This is a genomic window from Nakamurella panacisegetis, assembly GCF_900104535.1.
Classification (GTDB): Bacteria; Actinomycetota; Actinomycetes; order Mycobacteriales; family Nakamurellaceae; genus Nakamurella; species Nakamurella panacisegetis.
Genome location: NZ_LT629710.1, coordinates 4,555,281 through 4,579,218 on the forward strand (window position 1 = coordinate 4,555,281; position 23,938 = coordinate 4,579,218).

Consider the following 23,938-nt stretch of genomic DNA (forward strand, 5'->3'; position numbering starts at 1 on the left):
GGGCCGGGCAGGCCGTCACACACGCCCGCATCGCCGAACGCGAGCAAGTTTCAGAACAGGACCGAGGCGAAGGTGCCGACCTGACGGAAGCCGATGCGCCGGTAGGCGGCCCGGGCGGCCAGATTGTGGTGGTTCACGTAGAGACTGGGAATCCGGCGCAGGGTCTGCAGGTACTGCGCGACGGTGGCCACCGCCGGTGCCGCCAGTCCGCGGCCGCGATGGTCCGGCGCCACCCACACCCCCTGGATCAACCCGGCGCGCGACGACAGCGCACCGATCTCCGCCTTGACGACGACCCGGCCGTCCTCGAACCGGGCGAACGAGCGACCGGCACGGATCAGCTCCTCCACCCGGGCGTGGTACCCGACCCCGCCGTCGGGCCAGCGCGGATCCACGCCGACCTCCTCGGTGAACATGGCCACCGCGGCCGGGTAGTACGCGTCGATCTCGCTGATCTGCACCGGCCGCATCATCGGGTCGATCTCGCACTGCACCCGCTCGGTGCAGGCCATCAGCGGCTGGTCGGCCCGTACCTCCCGGGCGGGGCCCCACCGGCCGGAGAGCCGATCCCACAGTGGCAGCACCAACTCGGCCGGGCCGAGGATCGACGCGCAGCGGCGACCGCCCCGTGACGCGGCCTGGGCGAACGCCTTCAGCGAGTGCTTGTCCCCGGACAGCGGCACCAGGTTCGGGCCGTCGAAGCACACCCCGTCCCGGCCACCGCCGACCCCCCAGAACTGACCACCCAGCGCCCGCGAGTCCATACCGGCCTGCTCGAACCGGGCCGCGACCAGGCAGGCGGCGATCGGATCGGACGCCAGCACCCGGGCGACTTCCGCGCCCTGGGCCGGCCCGAGCACGCGGGCAAATCCGGCCGTCAACATGACTGGACTCAGACCAGGCTGACCGAGGGTTCGCCACTCGGCGTACCCGCGGCACGCATGATGTCGGCCAGCTTCATGGCTTCTTCGATGAGCGTCTCCACGATCGCCGCCTCGGGCACGGTACGGATCACCTCGCCCTTGACGAAGATCTGCCCCTTGCCGTTACCCGACGCCACCCCGAGGTCGGCCTCCCTGGCCTCACCGGGTCCGTTCACGACGCAACCCATCACCGCGACGCGCAGCGGCACGTCCATCCCCTCCAGACCGGCCGTCACCTCGTTGGCCAGCTTGTACACGTCGACCTGGGCCCGGCCGCAGGACGGGCAGGAGACGATCTCCAATCCGCGCTCGCGCAGATTCAGCGACTCCAGGATCTGCAGGCCGACCTTGACCTCCTCGACCGGCGGGGCCGACAACGAGACCCGGATGGTGTCGCCGATCCCCTGCGACAGCAGCGCTCCGAACGCCACCGCCGACTTGATGGTGCCCTGGAAGGCCGGTCCGGCCTCGGTCACCCCGAGGTGCAGCGGGTAGTCGCACTGCTGGGCCAGCAGCTCGTAGGCCCGCACCATGATCACCGGGTCGTTGTGCTTGACCGAGATCTTGATGTCGCGGTAGTCGTGCTCCTCGAACAGGGAGCACTCCCAGAGCGCGGACTCGACCAGCGCCTCCGGGGTGGCCTTGCCGTACTTCTCCAGCAGCCGCTTGTCCAACGAGCCGGCGTTGACCCCGATCCGGATGCCGATCCCGGCGTCCTTGGCCGCCCGGGCGATGGCCCCCACCTGGTCGTCGAACTTGCGGATGTTGCCCGGATTGACCCGGACCGCGGCGCAGCCGGCGTCGATGGCCGCGAAGACGTATTTCGGCTGGAAGTGGATATCGGCGATCACCGGCAGTTGCGACTTCCGGGCGATGGCGGCCAGCGCCTCCGCGTCGTCGGTGTCCGGTACCGCGACCCGGACGATCTGACAGCCGGCCGCGGTCAGCTCGGCGATCTGCTGCAGGGTCGCGTTCACGTCCGCGGTCTTGGTGGTGCACATGGACTGGACGGACACCGGGTGGTCGCTGCCCACCCAGACGCCGCCGACGTTCAGTTGCCGGGTCGGCCGGCGCGGAGCCAGCACCGGAACCGCCCGCTCGACCGGCAGGGAGGGCATGCCCAGACCGATGGCCGGGCCGCCTCCGGCCCGCGTCGCGCCCACTGGACCGCTTGTCGCCTGAGACATCTTGCTTCTTCCGTTGTTGTGGAGTGGAGCTAGCCGAACAGTTTCACCGGGTTGACGACGTCGGCCACGAGGGTCAGCACAGACAGCCCGATGAACAACAATGCCACCACGTACGCGACGGGCATCAGCTTGGCCACGTCGAACGGGCCTGGATCGGCCTTGCGACGCACCTTGGACCAGCCCCGCCGCACCCATTCGATGATCGCGCCGAGGATGTGTCCGCCGTCCAGCGGCAGCAGCGGCAGCAGGTTGAGCAGGAACAGACTCATGTTGAAGCCCGCCAGCAGTTGCAGGAACAGCTCGATCTTGTCCTTCGCGGCGGTGTCCGAGGACAGGATCTCGCCGCTGATCACCCCGGCCCCGACGATGCCGACCGGGGAGTTCTGGTCACGCGCCTTGCCGTTGAAGATCGAGTCCCACAGGGCGGGGATACGGGACGGGATGCTGACCACGGCGTGGGCCGCGCTGCCGATGAACGAGCCGGTCATGGTGAACGCCTCGCCGACCGACTGCGACTGGTACTCCGTCGCCGCGGTGATACCGAGGAAACCACCGACCGTGGTGCCGGTCTGCTTGCCCTGGTCGTCCAGCACGGCCAGGGTGTTGGCCACGATGGGGACCTGCTTGGTGGTGTCGACGCCGTCGCGCTCGTAGGTCAGGGCGACCGTCTTGCCGGCCGACGCGCGGATCAGCTCGCGCATCTGGTCCCAGCTGGTGATCGTGGACCCGGCGAAGGACACGATCTTGTCGCCCGGCTTCAGACCGGCCTGGGCGGCCGGAGTGGCCGGATCGCTCGCGGCGCAGGTGCTCTTGGTGGCCGTGGCCGGGAGCACGCAGGTGCTCACCGTCGCCACCGTGGGGACGGTGACCGGCACGCCCAGGCCGATCACGATGACGATGAACAGGACGACGGCCAGGATCAGGTTCTGGAACGGACCGGCGAACATCACCACGATCCGCTTGAACGGATGCAGCTGGTAGAACTGCCGGCCGTCGTCCTGCTCGGTGACCTGCGAGCGGTCGCCGGACCGGGAGTCCTCGATGAGTTGCCGCACCATGCCGGCCGGGCCCATGGCCGTGGTCCCCGGCCCGCGGAAGCGGCCGCCGTTCTTCCCCGCCGCCGGCGGCACCATCCCGACCATGCGGATGTAGCCGCCGAGCGGGATGGCCTTGATGCCGTACTCGGTCTCCCCCCGTTGCCGGCTGAACAGGGTCCGGCCGAAGCCCACCATGTACTGGGTCACCCGGACCCCGAACAACTTGGCGAACGCCAGGTGGCCCAGTTCGTGCCAGGCGATGGAGAACAGCAGCCCCAGGACGAACAGGATGACGCCGATCGCGGTCAACAAGGGTTGCGCTCCTACTGTTTCGCCAACTGATGGATGAGTTCCTCGGCCCTGGCCCGGGCCCAGTCCTCCGCCGATACGACGTCCGAGATGCTGCTGGGTTCGGCTCTGACGTGATCAGACTCGTCCAGAATGCCCGCCAGAACATGGGAAATGCCGGTGAACGAGAGCTTTTCGGCCAGGAAAGCGGCCACCGCCTGCTCGTTGGCCGCGTTGAACACGGCCGGGACCAGCCCGCCCGCGCCACCCGCGGCCCGGGCCAGGTCCAGCGCCGGGAAGGCGACGGTGTCGACTGGTTCGAAGGTCCAGGTCGACGCGGAGCTGAAGTCGCACGCCGCGGCCACCCGGTCCATCCGGTCCGGCCAGGTCAGCCCGAGAGCGATGGGCAGGCGCATGTCCGGGGGCGAGGCCTGGGCCAGGGTGGACCCGTCGCGGAAGGTGACCATCGAATGGATCATCGACTGGGGGTGGACCACGACATCGATCCGGTCGTAGGGGACGCCGAACAGCAGGTGCGTCTCGATCAGCTCCAGGCCCTTGTTGACCAGTGTGGCCGAGTTCACCGTGACGACCGGGCCCATGGCCCACGTCGGGTGTTTCAGGGCCAGATCGACCGTCACCAGCTCCAGGTCCGCCACCGACCAGCCGCGGAACGGCCCGCCGGACGCGGTGAGCACCAGCTTCGCCACCTCCTGGGCCGAGCCACCCCGCAGGCACTGGGCCAGGGCCGAGTGCTCGGAGTCGACCGGGACGATCTGCCCGGGCGCTGCGGCCGAGGTGACCAGGGAACCTCCGGCGACCAGGGATTCCTTGTTGGCCAGGGCCAATGTCATCCCGGCGGCCAGCGCGGCCAGGGTCGGTCCGAGCCCGACCGAACCGGTGATCCCGTTGAGCACGACGTCGGCGTCCACCGTCGCCACGAGCTCGGTGGCGGCATCTCCTCCGGTCAGCACCGTGCGTCCGGGCAACGTGAACGACGGACCCGCGACCGCGATGATGGCGTCCGGATGGGCCGCGGCCTGCTCGGCCAGCAGCTCCGGGTGCCCGCCACCGGCGGCCAGACCCACGACGTGGAAGTCGTCCGGGTGGGCGGCTATCACCTCGAGCGCCTGGGTCCCGATCGAGCCGGTCGAGCCGAGGATCACCACACGGCGCGGGCCGGTCACTGGAGTCACCAGGTCATTGTCCCTGAGATAGCGTCGCGGGCGTGCCAGAGGAACTCCCGGTTCGCGCCGCTGTCCCGGCCGTGCTGGCCGCGCTGGCCGGGTCCGGGACGGCGGTGGTGACCGCGCCTCCGGGGTCCGGCAAGACGACCGTGCTGCCCCTGGCCCTGGCCGACGCCCACCGGGGTCGGGTGATCGTCGCGGAGCCGCGGCGCATCGCCACCCGCGCAGCGGCCCGGCGGATGGCGTCCTCCCTCGGGCAGGCCGTCGGCGAGCGGGTGGGCTATTCGGTGCGCGGCGATCGGCGGGTCTCCGGGGCCACCCAGGTCGAGGTGGTGACCACCGGGCTCCTGGTCCGGCGCCTGCAGCGGGACCCGGAGCTGGCCGGGGTCGACGTGGTGATCATCGACGAGGTCCACGAGCGGCAGCTCGACACCGATCTGGCGCTGGCCTTCGCCCTCGACGTCCGGGCCAACCTGCGCCCCGATCTGCGGCTGCTGGCCACCTCGGCCACTCCCGACACGACACGCCTGGCCGCCCTGCTCGGATCGATGGACTTCCCGGCCCCGGTGATCGACGCCCCGGGCCGGGTGTTCGCCGTCGATCTCGTCTACGCCCCGCCGCCCCGGCCGCTGCCCCTGCTGGCCGACGCCCGGGTCGACCCACGGTTGCTCGACCATGTCGCCGCAGTCGTCCGCCGAGCGTGGGCCGAGTCCACCGGAGATGTCCTGGTCTTCCTGCCCGGCGAGGCCGAGATCCGCGCTGTGACACGACGTCTGGGCGATCTGGAGCACGTCCGTGAGTTGTTCGGCCGGCAGAGCGCGGCCGAGCAGGACGCCGTCCTGCGGCGGTCGAACCACCGTCGGGTGGTGCTGACCACCGCGGTCGCCGAGAGTTCGCTGACCGTTCCCGGAGTCGCGGTCGTGGTCGACGCCGGGCTCTCACGCGAACCGCGGATCGACGTCGCGCGGGGCCTCGGGTCATTGACCACGGTGAAGGTCTCCAAGTCCTCGGCCACCCAGCGGGCCGGACGCGCCGGCCGGGAGGGACCGGGCCGGGCCTACCGCTGCTGGAGCGAACTCGAGCAGGCCTACCTGGACGAGCACCCGGCCCCGGAGATCGCCACCGCCGACCTCACCGGTTTCGCCCTGGCCGCCGCCGACTGGGGACATCCGGGCGGTGACGGGTTAGCCCTGCTCGACCGCCCACCCGGGCCCGGGCTGGCCGCGGCCCAAGAGGTGCTGCTCGGCCTGGGCGCGGTCGACGACACCGGCCGGATCACGCCTCGCGGCCGGCGCCTGGCCCAGGTGCCGGCCCCGCCCCGGCTGGCCCGGGCGCTGCTGGACGGCGCCGACCTGGTCGGCGCCGAGCGGGCCGCGGAACTGGTGGCCATCCTGTCCGACGACACCGGCTCGGACACCGACGACGACCTGGCCCAGCGCCGCCGCCGGCTCCGTGACGGCCGGGACGCCGCGGCCACCGCCCGCTGGCGTCAGGAGGTCGGACGTCTGCGCACCGCCGCCGGAGCGGGGGGGCCCGGGATCGGGGACGACGCCGCGGCCGGGGTGATCGCCGCGCTGGCCTATCCGGACCGGCTGGCCCGGGTGCGGCCGGGCACCGGCAGCTACCTGATGAGCGGCGGCTCCGGAGCCGCCCTGCGCCCCGGGTCCGGGCTGTACGGACTGCCCTGGCTGGCCATCGCCGCCGCTGACCGGCCGGTCGGCCGGGCCGACGCCCGCATCCGGCTGGCCGCCCCGATCGACGAGGCCACGGCCAGGGAGATCGGCGCCGCCCTGCTGCGGACGGTCCGCGAGATCCGTTGGGAGCAAGGTGGTCTGCTGCTGCGCGAGCGCGACACCCTGGGCGCCGTCACGCTGGCCGAACGGCCGTTGACCGATCCCGATCCGGCCCGGATCGAGGCCGCCGTCCTGGATGGCATCGCCCGGTCGGGGCCGGCCGTCTTCCGGTGGACGGATGCGGGCGTCCGGCTGCGCCGCCGGATGGCGCTGCTGCACCACCACCTCGGCCCGCCGTGGCCCGCGGTCACCGACGAGGCCCTGCTGGGCCGCCTCCAGGACTGGGTGGGTGCCGACCTGGCCCGGGTGCGGCGAGCGTCCGACCTGGCCCGGATCGACACCGCGGCTGCTCTGCGCCGGCTCCTGCCCTGGCCGGCCGCCGCTCGGCTGGACGCCTTGGCTCCCGAACGGCTCGAGGTCCCGTCCGGCTCGGCCGTGCGGGTCGACTACTCCGCGGTCGAGTTCGACGGCACCGGGAGCCCGGTGATGGCCGTCCGCATCCAGGAGGTGTTCGGCTGGCTGGACGCACCACGCATCGCCGACAGCCGGGTGCCGGTGTTGCTGCACCTGCTGTCCCCGGCCGGGCGTCCGGCCGCGGTCACCGGTGACCTCGCGTCGTTCTGGCGGCAGGGTTACCCGCAGGCCAGAGCCCAGCTCCGGAGCCGGTACCCGCGCCACGCCTGGCCGGAGGATCCGCTCACCGCCCCGCCCACCCGGCGTGTGCGAAACTGACTCCAGCAGTTGCCCCGCGCCCGCACGTCCAGGAGGTACCAGTGTCCGGAACCGATCTCGAGAAGCACGATTCGCACGGCGACCTCGAGACCGCTCACCACGGTGCGGTCGTGTCCTACAACCCGGACGCGCCGAGCGAGGAGTGGGGCTGGCACGGACACTGGAGCGACTTCGCCCCGCGCGGACGCTTCCTGCTGCTGGGCCTGGGCGTGGTCGGCCTGCTGTTGATGCTGATCGGCAACCACCAGTCCCACGTCGAGGACTACTTCCTGGTCCTCATCGCCCTGATCATGGCTGCCTGGATGGCTCGGACCCATCTGCAGCGCCGGCGCGAACGCCGCATCCGACCCTGACGTGCGCACCGACTGGCGTGCCCGGACCCTGCAATACCTGGACGACCACGCCGCCGACGCCGTCGGTGAGCTGAGTTCGCTCGTCCGGGTGCCGAGCATCTCCGGCAGCGACGAGGAGAACTCCATCGTCGGGGACCTGGCCGGTCGGATTGCCGACCTGGGGGTCGAGGTCGACCATTGGCAGATCCCGCTCGACGAAACCCTCACCGCCGCTGACTTTCCCGGCGCCGAGGTGGACCGGAGTGACGCCTGGGGTCTGGTCGGCCGGGCCCGGGGCACCGGCGACGGCTCGTCCCTGATGCTGAACGTGCACGTGGACGTGGTACCCCCGGGCGACCTGAACGGATGGGCCAAGGCCCCGTTCGACGGCCGGGCCGACGCCCGGCGGGTGTACGGCCGCGGCGCGTGCGACATGAAAGGCGGCCTGGTCGCGGCGTTGTGGGCGGTACAGGCCCTGACCGCGTCGAAGGTGCCGCTGCGCGGCGACCTGCTGCTCGCCTTCGTCATCGGCGAGGAGGACGGCGGGCTCGGCACCTACGCCACCCTGGCCCGCGGCTGGCGGGCCGACGCCTGCGTCATCCCCGAACCGACCTCCCTGGATCTGGTCCCGGCCAACGGCGGTGCGCTGACCTTCCGGCTCCACATTCCGGGGCTGGCCTCGCACGCGTCGCGGCGCACCGCCGGGGTCAGCGCGATCGAGAAGTTCCTGCCCGTGTTCCTGGCCTTGCGGGCGCTCGAACGGGACCGCAATGTGGGCGCCGATCCGATGATGGACCGGTGGGACGTGCCCTATCCGATCGAGGTCGGCCAGGTGCATGCCGGCGACTGGTCGTCGTCGGTGCCCGACCTGTTGGTCGCCGAGGGTCGTTACGGCGTCCGCCTGGACGAAACACCCGAGCAGGCCCGGGCCGTCTTCGAGGAGGCCGTCCGCGCGGCCGGCGCGGCCGATCCGTGGCTGCGGGACCACCCGATCCGGGTGACCTGGTGGGGTGGGCAGTTCGCGTCGTCCCGCACGGCCGACAGTGCGCCCATCCTGCAGTCGGTGGCCCGGGCGCACGCCTCGGTCTCGTCGCGGCCGCAGCAGCGCTGGGGCGCTCCCTACGGCAGCGACCTCCGGCTGATGAACAACATCGGCGGCGTGCCCACCGTGCACTACGGTCCGGGCGACGTCACCCTGGCCCACGGGCCCGGCGAGTCGGTGCCGATCGACGAGGTGCTCACCGCCGCGCGGGCCCTGGCCGTACTGGCCCTCGACCACTGCGGCGTCGGCTAGACCAGCTCTTCGGCGGCCAACTGCCCGCAGGCGGCGGCGATCTCCTGGCCGCGGGTGTCCCGCACCGTGCAGGCCACGCCCTGGGCCCGGACGCGCCGGACGAACTCGTCCTGCACCGGCTTCGGCGAGGCGTCCCACTCACTGCCCGGAGTCGGGTTCAGCGGGATCAGGTTCACGTGCACCAGCTGGCCCAGGTGGCGGCGGAGCAGCTCGCCGAGCATGTCGGCCCGCCACGGTTGGTCGTTGACCTCCTTGATCAGCGCGTACTCGATGGAGACCCGACGGCCGGTGGTGTCGGCGTAGGCCCGCGCGGCCCGCAGCACCTCGTCGATCTTCCAGCGGTCGTTGACCGGGACCAGTGTGTCCCGCAGTTCATCGTCCGGGGTGTGCAGCGAGACGGCCAGCCGAACCTGCAACTTCTCGGCGGTCAGCTTCTCGATGGCCGGGACCAGGCCCACCGTGGACACGGTGACCGAACGGGCCGAGATCCCCAGCCCGTGCGGGGCCGGGGCGGTGATCATCTTCACGGCGGCCAGCACCCGGTTGTAGTTGGCCAGCGGCTCCCCCATGCCCATGAACACGACGTTGGACAGCCGTCCCGGCTCGCCCATGGCGCCGTCCCGTGCCGCACGCGCGGCCAACCGCACCTGCTCCACGATCTCCGCGGTGGACAGGTTGCGCTGCAGCCCGCCCTGTCCGGTCGCGCAGAACGGGCAGGCCATGCCGCATCCGGCCTGGGAGGACACGCACAGGGTGATCCGGTCCGGATACCGCATCAGGACCGATTCGATGAGCGTGCCGTCGTGGGCCCGCCAGAGCGTCTTGCGGGTGTCCCCGTCGTCACAGGCGATCGACCGGACCTCGGTGAGCAGTTCCGGGAGCAGGGCGTCGACGAAGTCCTGACGCCCGCTCGCCGGCAGATCGGACATCTCGGCGGCATCGCGGGTCAGGCCGCCGAAGTAGTGGCGGGCCAACTGGTCGGACCGGAACGCCGGCTGACCGGCCTGGGTGACGGCCGCCTTGCGGGCATCGACGTCGAGGTCGGCCAGGTGCACCGGCGGCTTGCCGCGGCGGGGGGCGTTGAAGATGAGCGGGAGAGGTTTCGTCATGACCGGCCCATTCTCCCACGGGTGGACGCCGGACCGGGCTGGTCGCCGGCCGCCGGTCCCCCACTAACCTCAACGCCATGACGACGAGTGGCAGACGCGTGCTGTCGGTGAACATCGGCCGCGCGATGGAGTTCGAGCACACCTCCGCATCGCACACCGGCATCGACAAGCGACCGGTCGATCATCCGGTGATGGTCACCGCACCCGGGCCCAAACACGTCGCGGGCAGCGGCCTGGCCGGTGACGACGTCTGCGACCGCCGGCATCACGGCGGGGACGACCAGGCCGTCTACGCCTACGCCCGGGAGGACCTGGACACCTGGTCGGCGGAGCTGGGTCGTGATCTGCCCAGCGGGTGCTTCGGGGAGAACCTGACCACCATCGGCCTCGACATCACGAACGCCGTGGTCGGCGAACGTTGGGCCGTGGGCGACACCCTGGTCCTCCAGGTCTCCGATCCACGGATCCCCTGCCGGACGTTTGCCGGCTTCCTGGGCGAAGCGGGGTGGGTCAAACGGTTCACCGAGCGCTCGGCTCCCGGCACCTATCTGCGGGTGATCACCCCGGGCCCGGTGGGCGCCGGTGATGCGATCCGCGTCGTCGACCGACCCGATCACGGCGTGACCGTCCGGGTCGCCTTCCGCGCGCTGACCGTCGAACCCGCCCTGCTGGCCCGGCTGGTCGGCGTCGACGGGCTGTCCGACGAGGCCAAGCGGTCGGTGGCCCGCCGAGCGCCGATCGAGCTGGACGCGTGAGCCGCCCCGGATTCTGGCCCTCCCCGATCACCGCCGACCAGGCCGTCGCGTCCGGACGGTCGCTCGAAGCGGTCGCCTTCGCCGGCGACCAGCTGTGGTGGTCCGAGGGCCGCCCCGACGACGGCGGGCGCGTGGTGGTCTGCACCCGGGGCGGCGCGGGTGAGGTCGTCGACCTGTTGCCGGGCCCGTGGAACGCCCGCACCCGGGTGCACGAGTACGGCGGGACCTCCTGGCTCCCGGTCCCGGGGCCGTCCGGATTCGATCTCGTCTTCGCCAACCTCGACGACCAGCGCCTGTACCGGCTCGCGGCCGGTGGTCAGCCGGTCCCGTTGACGCCGGAGCCGGCCCGGGCGGCGGGTTTGCGTTACGCCGACCTGCAATGGGACGAACGCCGCTCGCGGATCCTGGCCGTGCGCGAGACCCACCGCGGGGACGGCACCTTCGGCACCGTGGACCGGACGATCGTCGGCATCCCCGTGAACGGCGCCGGAGCCACCGACGACTCGGCCGTGGTCGACCTCCTGGCCGGCGCACCGCGGGCGGACTTCCTGGCCGGCCCGCGTCTGTCCGGTCACGGCGACGCACTCACCTGGATCAGCTGGAACCACCCCGACATGCCGTGGGACCGCACGACCGCCCACCTGGCCCCGGTCGCCCGGGGCGGCGGCCTCGGCGCGATCAGGGTGATCGCCGGCGGCCCCGGGGTGTCGGTCGTCGACCCGGGTTTCCTGCCGGACGGTTCCGTCGTGGTGATGAGCGACGCCACCGGGTGGTGGCAGCCCACGCTGATCGACCCCCGGACCGGATCGAGCCGCACCCTGAGCACGGTCGAACAGGAATTCGCTCCACCCCTGTGGGTCCTCGGCCGACGCAGTTGGGCCGCCGTCCCCGGGGGCCGGTTGCTGGTCCGGCCGGACGGCCGCCCGTCCCTCCTGGACACCTTCACCGACGAGTTGACCGCGCTGGATCCGGCCTGGACCTGGACCGGCGACCTGGCCGCCGACCGGACCGGCCGGATGGCCGTGATCGTCGGCAGCGATGTGGCGGCGTCCGAAATCGTGTCGATCACGCCGGGTGGTCTCCGGTCCGTGGTCCGCTCGGCATCCGACATCCCCCTGGCCGCCGGGCTGGCCCCGGTCCCCGTCGAGCGGACGTTCGACGGCGTGCACGCCATCGTGTACCCGCCCACGAATCCCGGCTTCTCCGCGGACCCGGGCCCCGCGCCGGTGATCATCACCGTGCACGGAGGCCCGACCGCCCAGCACAACCGGACCCTGAGCGCCACCACGGCGTACTTCACCAGCCGCGGCTTCGCGGTCGCCGCGGTCGACCATCACGGGTCGACCGGCTACGGCCGTCCCTACCGGGACGCGTTGCGGGGTCATTGGGCCGAGCTGGACATCGCCGACGCCATCACGGTCGCCGCCGGGCTGTTGGCCGACGGATCGGCCGGCATCGCGTTCATCAGCGGCGGGAGCGCGGGCGGACTGACCGTGCTCGGAGCCCTGACCACCGAGGGCAATCCGTTCGGCGGCGGCACCTCGTCGTACGGCATCGGCGACCTGAGGGCGCTGTTGGTGAGCACCCACGACTTCGAATCCCGTTATCTGGAAGGCCTTCTCGGTTCCGACCCGGACGTGCTCGACGCCCGGTCGCCGCTGCGGCACACGGATCGGCTGGCCACTCCGGTGCTGTTGCTCCAGGGCGGACGGGACCCGATCGTGACGCCGGATCAGGCGGAGAGTTTCGCCGCGGCCTGCGCGGCCAAGGGCATCGAGCACGACCTGATCATCTTCCCGGAGGAAGGTCACGGCTTTCGTTCGGCCGCGGCCCGGAAGACGGCGCTCGAGGCCGAACTGCGGTTCTACCAGGGAATTCTGGGCGCCTGATCGCGGCCGGTCAGGCCAGGCCGAGCGACTTCATCCGCTCGGTGTGGCCCATCTGCAGGCGACGGAACAGGGCGGCGATCCCGGCCAGGTCACCGGAGCCGGTGACGATCAAGGTGGCCAGGTCGTCGTGGTCGGCGACGACGTACTGGGCCTGGGTGATCGCCTCACCAAGGAGACGTCGCCCCCACAGGGCCAGCGCCCCGGTGAGCCGGGGATCGGCCTGGCAGGCCTTGCGCACCTCGCGGACGGCGAACGCGGAGTGTCCGGTGTCGCTGAGCACCTCGAACACCAGGTCGCGGGTCACCGGGTCGAGCCACTCGGCGATCTCCCGGTAGAAGTCGGCCGCCAGGCCGTCCCCCACGTGTGCCTTGACCAGCGACTCCAACCAGGAGTGCGGGGCCGTCGAGTCGTGGAACGCCTCCAACGGCGCGACGAACGGCGTCATCGCGTCCTCGACGGCCACACCCAGCTGTTCGAGGTAGGCGGCCAGCCGACGGAAGTGGCCCATCTCGGCCGAGGCCATCTGCGAGAGCGCGATCCGCCCGGACAGGGTGGGGGCGTAACGGGCATCGGCCGCCATCCGGTCGAAGGCCGAGAGCTCGCCGTAGGCCAGAACTCCGAGCAGATCGGTGGTGCCCGGCGGAACCGCGATGGTGGTCCCCGTTGATTCCGTCATGCCTTGGAGCCTAAGGGGCCGGGCGGGGAACGCGCAGGCAGGCCCGACCGGGACGCACGGCCTCGTCGGGCCACCGGACGCGGCCACGTACCATGGGTACCGACAGGCGGCGCCAGGACGGCGCCGCCGCATTGTGCGCGCGTCGCCCAATCTTGAAGATCTTCTCGTCACTGCCAACGCGCGCGGACCGCACGGAAGGCTTTGACCACCCATGACCGAGATCGTCGACCCCGTCGCCCTGGAGCACTCCGACAGTGCCCCGCTGGACGAGGAAGCAGTATCGCACCCGCTGTCCGGTGACGCGCCCGTCGCGCCCGAGGCCCCCACGTTCGCCGACCTGCAGGTCGATCCCCGGATCGTCCAGGCCCTGACCGAAGCCGGGATCGAGCGCACCTTCGCCATCCAGGCGCTGACTCTCCCGATCGCCCTGACCGGCTCTGACCTCATCGGCCAGGCCCGCACCGGCATGGGCAAGACCCTCGGCTTCGGCGTGCCCCTGCTGCACCGGTTGTCCTGGGACGCCGCCGCCCTGGACGAGAACGGCAAGCTGGCCGCCGGCCGCGCGCCGCGAGCGCTCGTCATGGTGCCCACCCGCGAACTCTGCGTACAGGTCACCCGTGACCTCCAGGGTGCGGCCAAGTACCTGGGTCTCTCGGTCACCGCGGTCTACGGCGGCCGGGCCTACGAGCCGCAGATCGCCGCCCTGCACGCCGGCGCGGACGTCGTCATCGGAACCCCGGGCCGACTGCTCGACCTGGCCAACGGTGGCCACCTCCAGCTCGGCGGCATCAAGGTGCTGGTGCTGGACGAGGCCGACGAGATGCTCGACCTGGGCTTCCTGCCGGACATCGAGAAGGTCCTGTCGATGGTCCCGGACAAGAAGCAGACGATGCTGTTCTCGGCCACCATGCCGGGACCGATCCTGACCCTGGCCCGCAGCTTCATGTCCCAGCCGACCCACATCCGGGCCGAGGTGGCCAGCGAGGGACAGACCCACCTCACCACCACGCAGTTCGTCTACCGGGCCCACGCCCTGGACAAGATCGAAATGCTGGCCCGGTTGCTGCAGGCCCGAGGACGCGGCCTGACCATGGTGTTCACCCGGACCAAGCGCACCGCGCAGAAGGTGTCCGACGAGCTGGTCGAGCGCGGTTTCGCCGCCGCCGCCGTCCACGGCGACCTGGGCCAGGGGGCCCGGGAACAGGCTCTGCGCGCCTTCCGGGCCGGCAAGGTCGACGTCCTGGTGGCCACCGACGTCGCCGCCCGCGGTATCGACGTCGAGGACGTCACCCACGTGGTCAACTACCAGTGCCCCGAGGAGGACAAGACCTACGTGCACCGCATCGGCCGCACCGGCCGGGCCGGCAAGACCGGGGTGGCCGTTTCCTTCATCGACTGGGACGACATCCCCCGCTGGAAGCTGATCAACGACTCGCTCGGGCTGGGTTTCCCCGACCCGGTCGAGACCTACTCGAACTCGCCGCACTTCTTCGCCGAGTTGGACATCCCCGAGGGCATCACCGGACGGCTGCCGAAGTCCCAGCGGACCCGGGAGGGCCTTGGCGCCGAAGTGGTCGAGGACCTGGGCGAGACCGGGGGCCGGCGCCGCAAGGCGGCCACCGGACCGGCTCGCGCCGGCGGTACCGGATCCCGCACCGGCGGCCGCGGCGAGGTCCGCCGGACGCCGGAGACGCCGGCGGCCAGCGACACCGTCGCCGACCAGACCGGAGACGCACCGGCCACCCCCCGCCGGAAGCGGTCACGCCGTCGTACCCGCGGTGGCGACGCCGGCGCAACCACCGCTGCTCCGGCTCCCGCCGCCGAGTGAGCCGGCCTCACCCGGAGCTTGCGGGCTCGTTGCGTAGGCTCGCGCGGTGACTTCACCACCCTTTCGCCCGCGCCGGTTGCGCGATCGCGCGATCGCCGTAGGCCTCGCCCTGGCCGTGGTGGCGATCGGCTTCGTCGTGTACTCCTCGAGCGACATCGCCAACACCAGCCTGCACACCACCAGCCCATCGAACGGCCCGTCCGGCGCCTGGTCGGCGGCGACCATCCCGTCCCCGACCTCGAACGTGCCGACGGCGCTGACCCAGCAGTGGATCGCCCCGACCGACCCGACGCTGGGGGCGGTCGCCTCGGCGTCCGGCGTGGTGGTGACCACGAACAAGACCACGATGGTGGCCCGCGACGCCTACACCGGGGTGCAGCGGTGGTCCTACAGCCGGTCCAACCGGACGCTCTGCGCGGTCGGATCGGGCGACGTCGGTCCGACCGACATGGGCTCCAGCGGCTCCGTCGCCGGGATCGCGACCGTGTACGAGGAGAACGGCTTCTGCTCCCAGGTGACGACCTTCGACCCGGTCACCGGAGCCCGCGGCGACGTCCGGACCTCACCGAACGAGCGGCAGGGAGCGCTGGCCTTCGGTGGCCCCTACGCGGGATGGCTCGGTCCCGACCGGATCGAGGTGTGGCGATTCGACCTGGTCCGGACGATCCAGTACGGCAATCAGATCAACCCGCCGAAGGCGGGTCAGTCCCGGCTCGGGTGCACCTTCACCGACCTGGCCCTGGCCAGCAACCAGTTCGCCACCGTCGAGCACTGCCCGGCGGAGGGGGCCAACGCCCGCGTGGTCCTGAACTTCGATGACCCGGGGTCGGTGGCCGACCATCCGAGCGGATGGGACACCTTCGAGCACAGCATCCGGGTCGACATCGACACCGGCGCCGGCGCGGCCCGGATCGTCGGCATCACCGCCGATCGAGTTGCCGTCCTGGTCTCCGCACCGACCCCGGCCGTCGTCGTCTACGACGCCTCCGGCCAGAAGACCTCCACCACGCCGGTGGACATCCCGGCCGCGGCCATCGAGGCCGCGGATTCGGTGAAGGCGCCGGTCAAGATCACTCCGGCCGTGCAGACCCAGGACGAGCGCTACTCGTTCATCGGCGGACACGTACTGGCCATCTCGACGCCCAGCGTCGACGCCATCGCGCCGAAGACCTCGTTCGGCGGCGGCACGGTGACCAGTTCGTCCAACATCAGCGACGTGCTGAAGCCGTCGTCGTCGGCACCCACCACGGTCACGGTCATCGACCTGAAGCTCGACTGGGTCGCCGCGGATGCGCTCGGCCTGCCGGCCACGCTGGGCAATCGCGTGCTGCTCCCGACCAAGGCCGGCCTGTCGGTGTTCGACGCGTCCACTGGCCCCGGGACCACCCCCGGCACGGTGATCAAGGTCGATCGTGGCTCCTACACCGGCCGGGTGGACGCCACCGCCATCGGCAAGATGATCATCGAGGACCGCGGCTCGACCGTGGTCGGACTGGAATGACGAACATGACCGAGTCTTCCGCCCCACTGCGCGTCGCCTCCTCGCACGCGCAACTGACTCCGTCGGTCGCGCTGCGCACGGTGGTGGAGTCCTCGGCCGGCCCGCTGGCAGCGCTCGTCGCGTCCCCGGAGGACAGCGCAACGGCTGCGGTGGTGCTGCTGGTGCCCGGGTACACCGGATCGAAGGAGGACTTCGCCCCCCTGCTGGATCCGCTGGTCGGGGCCGGGTTCGTGGCGATCGCCATCGACCAGCCCGGTCAGAACGAATCCGCCGGCCCGGACGACGAGACGGCCTACACCCCGACCGCTCTCGGGCCGGTGATCACCTCGGTGATCGAGGGGTTGGCGCTGGACCGCACGGTGATCCTGCTCGGCCATTCTTTCGGCGGCCTGGTGTCCCGGGCCGCCGTCCTGGACGGGGCCCCGATCGGTGGATTGATCCTGCTGTGCTCCGGGCCGGCCGCGTTCAGCCACGGCAACCGGTACGACGCCCTGACTGCGGGGGCGCCGGTGCTCCGCACCCACGGCGCGGCGGCCCTGTACGACGGTGGCCAGCGGGCCGCCGGGCTCGATCCGCAGGACCCGGCGCCGCTCGCCCAGTTCCTCCGGCGGCGGTTCCTGGCCTCCAGCGAAGCGGCCCTGCTCGGGATGGGCCAGGCCCTGCTGACCGAGCCCGACCGGACCGACGAGTTGGCCGCGGAGTTGGACCAACGCCGGATTCCGGTGCGGGTCATCGCCGGCGAGGCCGACGACGCCTGGCCCCTGGACGTCCAGCGCGGCATGGCCCGGACGCTCGGGACCGAGCTCCAGCTGGTGCCCGGCGGTGCTCACTCGCCGGCCGTCGAAGCGCCCCATGCCCTGCTGGACCTGCTCCTGCCGTTGTTGCGGAGCTGGACCAGCCAGCAGTAGCAGGTCCCCGTTCGGCGTGGATCAATTTCGCAGGCAGGGCTGAACTTGTTCACTTCTGTCCCACCCGTCCCATAACGCCGAAGTTGATCCATGCCGGCGGTCACGTGCCCCTGAACCCGCCCGGTCTACCGCCACCAGCCCCACCACAGGGCGAGCAGGCTCGCAACAACCACGGCCACCGCTGCGACCGCCCGGACCGGGGTGTTCCAACGCGGGCGGAACAAGCGCATCGACTCCCCCGCCCCGCCGACGATCAGCGGTACCAGGATCCGGTCGAGCCGCGGTCCGTCGGTGGCCGACAGGCCGGAACCGCCGATGAGCGCCGGCGCAACCGCGGCCAACACGGCCAGGACGACGCCGCTGAGCAGTACCCCGGCCGACAGCAGCCCGGCGGTCGCCTCGACCGTCCGCAGGATTCGCGGGAGAGCCACCGCCTCAGCTCACCGGCCCCAAGGGCGCCGTCACGCCACTCGTCGTCGCGATCAGGGCGGCCAGCACATCCGGCGCAGTCGACTCCTGGCCGAGCCGGAGCTTCTTGTTGTGACCGTGATAGTCGGACGAACCGGTGGCCAGCAGGCCGAACCGCGCCGCGATCTCCCGGAGTTCGGCGCGATCGGCCTCGCTGTGATCGGGATGCTCCACCTCGAGCCCGGTCAGACCCGCCTGGGCCAGGGTGCCGATCAAATCGGCCGACAGCACCCGCCCCTCACCCCGGCCCCGGGGATGCGCGATCACGCTGGCGCCACCGGCGACCCGGATCATCCGCACCGCGGAGAGCAGATCGGTGTCCACCTTCTGCACGTAGTACGGCCCGCGCCCGGACAGATGCGAGGCGAACGCCTGATCCACCGAACCGACGACCCCCGACTCGACCAGCGCCCGGCCGATGTGGGGTCGACCGACCGGGGCATTGCCGGCGATGCGCAACACCTGGTCCGCGGTGATCGGCAGCCCCCCATCGATCATGCGTTGGACGATCGCCAACCCGCGCCGACGGCGCTCCGCCTTCAGGCGGGCCTGTTCGGCCACGACCGCGGGATCGTCCGGGTCGAACAGGTACCCGAGCAGGTGGATGCTGGCCGCGTGACCGTCCGCCCTGACCTGGGTCGAGAACTCCGACCCGCGGATCAGCCCGAGTGTGGCCGGCCGCGCCGCAACCGCCTCGGACCACCCACCGGTGGTGTCGTGGTCGGTGATGGCGAGCACGTCGAGACCGGCCGCGACGGCCTCGGCGACCAGTCCGGCCGGGGTGTCGGTGCCGTCGGAGGCATCGGAATGGGTGTGCAGGTCGATGAGCATTACCCTCATCCTGCCCGTCGCTGGAGCGCGGTCCGACCACCGCGGTACCGTGGGCCCGGCTACCGACGTCGAAGGAGGGCACCATGCCTGTCCTGCCACCACTTCCGGGCTTCATGACGATCGGGCGCAAGCCCCAACCGCCGGTCCTGGTCAAGCCACAGCGGCGAGCGTTGGTCAACTGCGCCGCCTACGTCGACGGCGTCAAGGATTCGTCGTGCAACGACCCGGTCACCGCACTGCAGCGGGTACGCCAGACCGGCAGCGGCTTCGTCTGGGTCGGCTTCCACGAGCCGACATACGAAGAACTGGCCGGCGTGATGGAGACGTTCGACCTGCACGAGCTGGCCGTCGAGGACGCGGTGCACGACTACCAACGGCCCAAGATGGACCGCTACGGCTCCTACCTGTTCCTGGTCCTCAAGACCGTCAAGTTCCAGGACCACGTGAGCGCGACCAGTCAGGGCGGGACCGTCGTGTCCAGCGGCGAGATCATGGTGTTCCTCGGTCACGACTTCATCGTCACCGTCCGGCACGGCGAGCATTCCGAGCTGGCCGACCTGCGGCGCCGCCTGCAGGCCGATCCGGAGCAACTGGCCCTCGGTCCGGCCGCCGTACTGCACGCGATCACCGACCGGGTGGTCGACGAGTACGTCGCCGTTGTGCGGGAGATCGAGGAGGACATCGACGAGATGGAAAGCAGTGTCTTCGATCCCGACCAGGACGTGGACACCGAGCAGATCTATCGACTCAAGCGGGAGGTGCTCCGTCTGCGCCGGGCCGTGGCTCCCCTGGCCGGGCCGCTGCGGTCACTGTCGACCACGCCCAATCCGTTGATCCCGGACGCCGTCCGGGAGTACTTCCGCGATGTGGAGGACCACGTCTCCCATGTGGCGGAACGGATCTCGACGTTCGACGAGATACTCACCACACTGATCTCGGCCGCGCTGGCCGAGGTGGCGAACCGGCAGAACCAGGACATGCGCAAGATCTCGGCCTGGGCCGCGATCGCCCTCGTCCCCACCGCCATCGCCGGGATCTACGGGATGAACTTCGATCACATGCCGGAACTGCACTGGCGCTTCGGGTACCCGATGGCCATCCTCGGCATCGCCTTCATCTGCTCGCTGCTGTACCTGTTCCTGCGGCGCAAGCGCTGGCTGTGAGAACTCAGACCCGGCCGCCGAGCTCCATCCGGGCCAGCAGGTTCCGCGCCTGTTCGGCCGTCCGCGGCTGGCACAGCACGTCGTACCGCCGCGCCACCACCTGCGAGGACGAGGTGAAGTCGCGTCGGCCCTTGGCGACCGAATATCCCAGGTAGCCCATCACGGCACCGAAGACCGCGCCGATCGCCACCGACACCGCGATCAGCGCGAACCCGGCGTTGGTGCCGCCGTAGAAGCTCATCAACAGGCCGACGAACAACCCGAACCAGGCCCCGGAGGCCGCGCCGGCGCCGGCCAGCTTCCCGGCCGTCAGACGGCCGGTCACACGTTCGACCATTTGCAGGTCGGTCCCGACGATGGTGACGTCCTCGATGGAGAAATCGTTCTTCGCCAGGTGTTCGATGGCCTCCTGGGCCTGTGCGTAGGTCGGATAGGCAGCGACCGCGAAGCCGGTCGGCGGAGTGGGGAGCGCGGGGCCGACGGCACCCGATCGAAATCGCATCTGCGACGTGCCCAATGGCGATGTCATGAGAATCATGCTGACACAGAAAGGTGTGCATCCGATGTGTAGCCCGGGTCAAAAAATCGCCCGTAATGTGAAGGTCATGCCCGCCACCGCCGCTGAACTCACCGCCGCCGTCCGCACCGCTCTGGCCGCCGTGAAGGATCCGGAGATCCGCCGCCCGATCACCGATCTGGGGATGGTCGACCGGGTCGACGTCAGTGACAACGGCATCGTGGAACTCACCGTCCTGCTGACCATCGCCGCCTGCCCGCTGCGCGACAAACTCACCGAGGACGTCACCTCCGCCGTACGGGCCGTCCCCGGGGTCTCCGAGGTCCGTCTGACGCTCGGCGTGATGACCGATGCGCAACGGACCGCCCTGCGCGACGGGCTCAAAGGCGGCGCCACCAAGGACATCCCGTTCGCCCGCGCGGAATCACGAACCCGCGTCTACGCCATCGCGTCGGGCAAGGGCGGTGTCGGCAAGTCCACCGTCACGGTCAACCTGGCCGCGGCATTGGCGGCCAAGGGACTGGCCGTCGGAGTCCTGGACGCGGACGTCTACGGCTTCTCCATCCCGCGGATGCTCGGCGTCACCGGGCGGCCGACGCGGATCGGCGAGATGATCCTGCCCCCGGAGGCCCATGGGGTGAAGGTGATCAGTGTCGGCATGTTCGTCGACGGCAACACCCCGGTGGTCTGGCGTGGGCCCATGTTGCACCGTGCGCTGCAGCAGTTCCTGGCCGACGTGTTCTGGGGTGACCTGGATGTGCTGCTGCTCGATCTGCCGCCGGGCACCGGCGACATCGCCATCTCCACCGCTCAGCTGATCCCGACGACCGAGATCCTGGTCGTCACCACCCCACAGGTGGCAGCAGCCGAGGTGGCCGAACGGGCCGGCTCGATCGCGCTGCAGACCCGCCAGCGCATCGCCGGCGTGGTGGAGAACATGACCGCGATGACGTTGCCCGACGGCACCGTGCTCGACCTCTTCGGCTCCGGGGGCGGTCAGGTCGTCGCCGACTCGCTTGGCCGGGTCACCGGCACCACCGTCCCCTTGATGGGGCAGATTCCGCTGCAGGTCTCGCTGCGGGCGGCCGGCGACGCCGGCGTTCCGCTGGTGATCTCGGACCCGACCTCGCCGGCCGCCGTGGCGTTGCAGCGCGTCGCCGACGACCTGGCCGCCCGTCAGCGCCCACTGGTCGGGGTCTCGCTCGGGATCGCCCCGGCTCGACGCTGACCGTCGCTGACCGGACCGACGTCGCCCGAGCCAAGGTGAACCGAGCCACGGCAAACCCGGCCCGACCCGACAAGCTCAGGTGGCATCCACGTCGAACGACACCGGCGCGGCGGCGTTCGCGTTCGGGTCGTTGACGTGGACCGGCTCGGCGGTCGCGGGCGGAACGTCCTTGACCAGGTGGACCGGCTCCGGGCGGGCGCCCGGTTGGTTCACCGTGACCGCCGGGACGGCGGCCGCCTGGCCGGGCGGCGGCTCTCCCGGCGACTCCGGGGCGGCGCCGGAACCGGTGGCGTTCAGGGCATCCTTGATGCCGTTGAGCCCGAGGAAGCCCGACACTCCGCCGGAGAACTCCTCGCCGAGCAGGTTCTTGGTGATCATGCTGCGGGGGTTCAGGTCGCGCAGGCTCCGCAGTTCCTGGATCTCCTTGAGCGACTGCAGATCGGCGATCTGTCGGCGTAGTTCGTCGATCTCCGGACCGAATTCGCCCCGCAACTGCTCCTGTGCGCCGGCCGCCATGCTGCGGACCGACCGGAGGGTGCTGCTGACCCACTTGACGGCGACCGGGATCCGCTCCGGGCCCAGTACGAACATCCCGACGACGAGGATGATGGCGATCTCTGCCCAGGACATGCCGAACATCTGACCGGACTCCGTCCCTGATCGGGCATCTGCCGGCGATGGCTCACCGCGGGCGTTGATGCGTACTTCGTTCTTCCGGCCCGACCTGCTGTCACACCGATCTTCGCTCACCCATCCTACCGAGGGCGGTCCGTGGTCCGGCGGCGACGGCGAGGCAACGGGTCATTCGGCGGCGAGAACCACCTGGACCGTGAGGGTCTTGCCACCTCGGGTGAGCACCACGGGCACGCTCTGGCCCGGTTCGTGGGCCTGAACGGCCACCACCAGGTCGTCCGCGCTCCCGACCGCGCGCGCCCCAACCTTCGTGATCACGTCACCCTCTTCGATCCCGGCCTTCGCCGCCGGACCTCCGTCGACCACGTTCTGCACCTGCGCGCCGTCGGTGGCGCCGTCGGTCGCCGACTTCGCGTTGACCCCGATCGTCGAGTGCACCACCTTGCCGGTCCGGATCAGCTCCTGGGCAACGGATTTCGCATAGTTGATCGGGATGGCGAAGCCGAGTCCGATCGATCCGCTGCTGTCGCCGCCCAGGGTGCGGATCGCCGAATTGATCCCGATGACGGCACCGGTGGAGTCGACCAACGCACCGCCGGAGTTGCCCGGGTTGATCGAGGCGTCGGTCTGCACGGCATCGATCACCGCGTTGGTGTCCGTGCCCCCACCGGACAGCCGCACCGGCCGGTCGAGCGCGGAGACGATCCCCGTGGTGACGGTGCCGGAGAGTCCCAGCGGCGACCCGATCGCGATCACCGAATCACCCACCAGCACCTTCGACGAATCGCCAAGCGTGGCGACCGTCGCGCCGCTGACATTGGCCTTGATCACGGCGAGGTCGCTCTCCGGGTCGCGGCCGACGATGGTGCCCGGCACCCGCTGACCGGTGGAGTAGACCACGGTGAGCTGGGCCGCCTTGTCGGTGGCGGCGAGCGAGATCACGTGGTTGTTGGTCAGGATGTAACCCTTGCCGTCGATCACCACCCCGGACCCGGTGTCCCCGGTGTCGCCCTCGCGCACCTCGATCGACACCACGGCCGGGGTGACCTTAGCGGCGACCTGCGCGACGGAACCGGGAGCACGGTCGACAGCCGCCGACGACCCAGCGATCTGGAAGGTCGGGTCGGTGGACAGCGCCGGAAGGCGACCGCCCGCCCACACCCCAATGGCCGCACCGACACCACCGATGACCAGGGCCGCCACCAGCAGGAGGACCAATCCGCCGGGACGGATCCGGCGATCGAACAGCGCTTGGCGCAAGGTGAAACGCTCGACCGGCGGCTGCTCGACGATCTCCGGCCGGGGCCGCGTCAGGGCCGGTTCGCCCAGCCGGACGGATGCCTCGGGGTCGCGCCACGGGTCGGACGGCGGACGGGCCGACTCGACCGTCGGCGGGTCCTCCGGCGCGCGTCCCAGCGTCGGACCGCCGCCGGCCGGACGCCCGAACGCGTCGGCCAGCATCTCGGGAACGGCCGGCCCGGTGGGCAGGGCCGGGCCGGGAGGACGCGAACCCAGGGGATGGAAGGAGGACGGGACGCCGGCCGGGCGGCCGAACGCCGCGGACTGGGCCGGGTCGACGATCGGGCGCCACAGCGGCCGGGGCGCCAGCGTCGGCCGCCCGTTCGCGGTCGGGTCGGCAGGTGGTGGTGTCATCCCCTG

At 71.2% G+C, this 23,938-nt stretch carries 21 protein-coding genes; 10 read left to right on the forward strand and 11 right to left on the reverse strand.

The features are described from left to right. Positions 1 to 50: 50 nt before the first annotated feature. The 4 genes from BLS97_RS20500 to dxr form a co-directional block, all read right to left on the reverse strand. Positions 51 to 884, reverse strand: a complete 834-nt coding sequence (locus BLS97_RS20500) for a GNAT family N-acetyltransferase (protein WP_090479907.1) — start codon at positions 882 to 884, stop codon at positions 51 to 53. Between the two features lie 8 nt (positions 885 to 892). Continuing rightward, entirely contained in the window at positions 893 to 2,041 is a 1,149-nt protein-coding gene (gene ispG, locus BLS97_RS20505; RefSeq protein WP_090482771.1) for a flavodoxin-dependent (E)-4-hydroxy-3-methylbut-2-enyl-diphosphate synthase, read from the reverse strand. Between the two features lie 98 nt (positions 2,042 to 2,139). Further along, positions 2,140 to 3,459 (reverse strand): M50 family metallopeptidase, encoded by a 1,320-nt coding sequence (locus BLS97_RS20510; RefSeq protein ID WP_090479910.1) that lies wholly within the window; start codon positions 3,457 to 3,459, stop codon positions 2,140 to 2,142. A gap of 11 nt (positions 3,460 to 3,470) precedes the next feature. After that, positions 3,471 to 4,622 (reverse strand): 1-deoxy-D-xylulose-5-phosphate reductoisomerase, encoded by a 1,152-nt coding sequence (dxr, locus tag BLS97_RS20515; RefSeq protein ID WP_407938079.1) that lies wholly within the window; start codon positions 4,620 to 4,622, stop codon positions 3,471 to 3,473. A gap of 41 nt (positions 4,623 to 4,663) precedes the next feature. On the opposite strand from dxr, the gene hrpB reads away from it, so the two are divergent. The 3 genes from hrpB to BLS97_RS20530 are packed head-to-tail and all read left to right on the forward strand — an operon-like array spanning position 4,664 to position 8,773. After that, positions 4,664 to 7,147 carry an ATP-dependent helicase HrpB gene (hrpB, locus tag BLS97_RS20520; RefSeq protein ID WP_090479913.1) on the forward strand — a complete coding sequence of 828 codons (2,484 nt, stop codon included), beginning with the start codon at positions 4,664 to 4,666 and terminating at the stop codon, positions 7,145 to 7,147. A 41-nt stretch (positions 7,148 to 7,188) separates the two neighbouring features. Then, complete coding sequence (locus tag BLS97_RS20525; protein ID WP_231988228.1) at positions 7,189 to 7,500, forward strand: DUF2631 domain-containing protein; 312 nt, start codon at positions 7,189 to 7,191, stop codon at positions 7,498 to 7,500. A gap of 1 nt (position 7,501) precedes the next feature. Further along, the gene (locus tag BLS97_RS20530; protein WP_090479917.1) at positions 7,502 to 8,773 is read left to right on the forward strand and encodes an ArgE/DapE family deacylase; all 1,272 of its coding nucleotides are present in this window, start codon (positions 7,502 to 7,504) and stop codon (positions 8,771 to 8,773) included. On the opposite strand, the gene rlmN is transcribed toward BLS97_RS20530, so the two are convergent. Further along, entirely contained in the window at positions 8,770 to 9,882 is a 1,113-nt protein-coding gene (rlmN, locus tag BLS97_RS20535; RefSeq protein WP_090479919.1) for a 23S rRNA (adenine(2503)-C(2))-methyltransferase RlmN, read from the reverse strand. The genes BLS97_RS20530 and rlmN overlap by 4 nt on opposite strands. Before the next feature lie 77 nt (positions 9,883 to 9,959). Here rlmN and BLS97_RS20540 point away from each other — a divergent pair, with 77 nt between their 5' ends. Continuing rightward, on the forward strand, positions 9,960 to 10,637 hold the full coding sequence (locus BLS97_RS20540) for an MOSC domain-containing protein (protein ID WP_090479922.1): 678 nt from the start codon (positions 9,960 to 9,962) through the stop codon (positions 10,635 to 10,637). Next, positions 10,634 to 12,526, forward strand: coding sequence for a S9 family peptidase (locus tag BLS97_RS20545; RefSeq protein ID WP_090479926.1), 1,893 nt, complete (start codon positions 10,634 to 10,636; stop codon positions 12,524 to 12,526). Before BLS97_RS20540 ends, BLS97_RS20545 begins: the two co-directional genes overlap by 4 nt. Positions 12,527 to 12,536: 10 nt before the next feature. Here the strand turns inward: BLS97_RS20545 and BLS97_RS20550 are convergent, their stop codons facing one another. Continuing rightward, positions 12,537 to 13,202 carry a ferritin-like fold-containing protein gene (locus tag BLS97_RS20550; RefSeq protein WP_090479929.1) on the reverse strand — a complete coding sequence of 222 codons (666 nt, stop codon included), beginning with the start codon at positions 13,200 to 13,202 and terminating at the stop codon, positions 12,537 to 12,539. Between the two features lie 211 nt (positions 13,203 to 13,413). On the opposite strand from BLS97_RS20550, the gene BLS97_RS20555 reads away from it, so the two are divergent. Genes BLS97_RS20555 through BLS97_RS20565 form a run of 3 tightly spaced genes read left to right on the forward strand, consistent with a single transcriptional unit; the run spans position 13,414 to position 17,439 of the window. Continuing rightward, a complete protein-coding gene (locus tag BLS97_RS20555; RefSeq protein ID WP_090479932.1) occupies positions 13,414 to 15,030 on the forward strand; it encodes a DEAD/DEAH box helicase in 1,617 nt (538 codons plus the stop codon). Positions 15,031 to 15,076: 46 nt separating this feature from the next. Then, positions 15,077 to 16,531, forward strand: coding sequence for an Rv3212 family protein (locus BLS97_RS20560; RefSeq protein WP_157695583.1), 1,455 nt, complete (start codon positions 15,077 to 15,079; stop codon positions 16,529 to 16,531). A gap of 5 nt (positions 16,532 to 16,536) precedes the next feature. After that, positions 16,537 to 17,439 carry an alpha/beta fold hydrolase gene (locus tag BLS97_RS20565; RefSeq protein ID WP_090482781.1) on the forward strand — a complete coding sequence of 301 codons (903 nt, stop codon included), beginning with the start codon at positions 16,537 to 16,539 and terminating at the stop codon, positions 17,437 to 17,439. A gap of 125 nt (positions 17,440 to 17,564) precedes the next feature. Here the strand turns inward: BLS97_RS20565 and BLS97_RS20570 are convergent, their stop codons facing one another. Continuing rightward, complete coding sequence (locus BLS97_RS20570) at positions 17,565 to 17,870, reverse strand: hypothetical protein (RefSeq protein ID WP_090479939.1); 306 nt, start codon at positions 17,868 to 17,870, stop codon at positions 17,565 to 17,567. A gap of 4 nt (positions 17,871 to 17,874) precedes the next feature. Then, on the reverse strand, positions 17,875 to 18,738 hold the full coding sequence (locus tag BLS97_RS20575) for a PHP domain-containing protein (RefSeq protein WP_090479943.1): 864 nt from the start codon (positions 18,736 to 18,738) through the stop codon (positions 17,875 to 17,877). 83 nt (positions 18,739 to 18,821) lie between these two features. Here BLS97_RS20575 and corA point away from each other — a divergent pair, with 83 nt between their 5' ends. Next, positions 18,822 to 19,901 (forward strand): magnesium/cobalt transporter CorA, encoded by a 1,080-nt coding sequence (gene corA, locus BLS97_RS20580; RefSeq protein ID WP_090479946.1) that lies wholly within the window; start codon positions 18,822 to 18,824, stop codon positions 19,899 to 19,901. 4 nt (positions 19,902 to 19,905) lie between these two features. On the opposite strand, the gene BLS97_RS20585 is transcribed toward corA, so the two are convergent. After that, complete coding sequence (locus BLS97_RS20585; RefSeq protein ID WP_090482784.1) at positions 19,906 to 20,430, reverse strand: general stress protein; 525 nt, start codon at positions 20,428 to 20,430, stop codon at positions 19,906 to 19,908. A gap of 76 nt (positions 20,431 to 20,506) precedes the next feature. Here BLS97_RS20585 and BLS97_RS20590 point away from each other — a divergent pair, with 76 nt between their 5' ends. Further along, positions 20,507 to 21,646 carry a P-loop NTPase gene (locus BLS97_RS20590; protein WP_090482787.1) on the forward strand — a complete coding sequence of 380 codons (1,140 nt, stop codon included), beginning with the start codon at positions 20,507 to 20,509 and terminating at the stop codon, positions 21,644 to 21,646. 75 nt (positions 21,647 to 21,721) lie between these two features. Here BLS97_RS20590 and tatB read toward each other — a convergent pair whose 3' ends face one another. Both tatB and BLS97_RS20600 read right to left on the reverse strand, forming a co-directional pair. Then, positions 21,722 to 22,276, reverse strand: coding sequence for a Sec-independent protein translocase protein TatB (gene tatB, locus BLS97_RS20595; RefSeq protein WP_172832315.1), 555 nt, complete (start codon positions 22,274 to 22,276; stop codon positions 21,722 to 21,724). A gap of 171 nt (positions 22,277 to 22,447) precedes the next feature. Beyond that, positions 22,448 to 23,932, reverse strand: a complete 1,485-nt coding sequence (locus BLS97_RS20600; protein WP_090479953.1) for a S1C family serine protease — start codon at positions 23,930 to 23,932, stop codon at positions 22,448 to 22,450. Positions 23,933 to 23,938 lie beyond the last annotated feature (6 nt).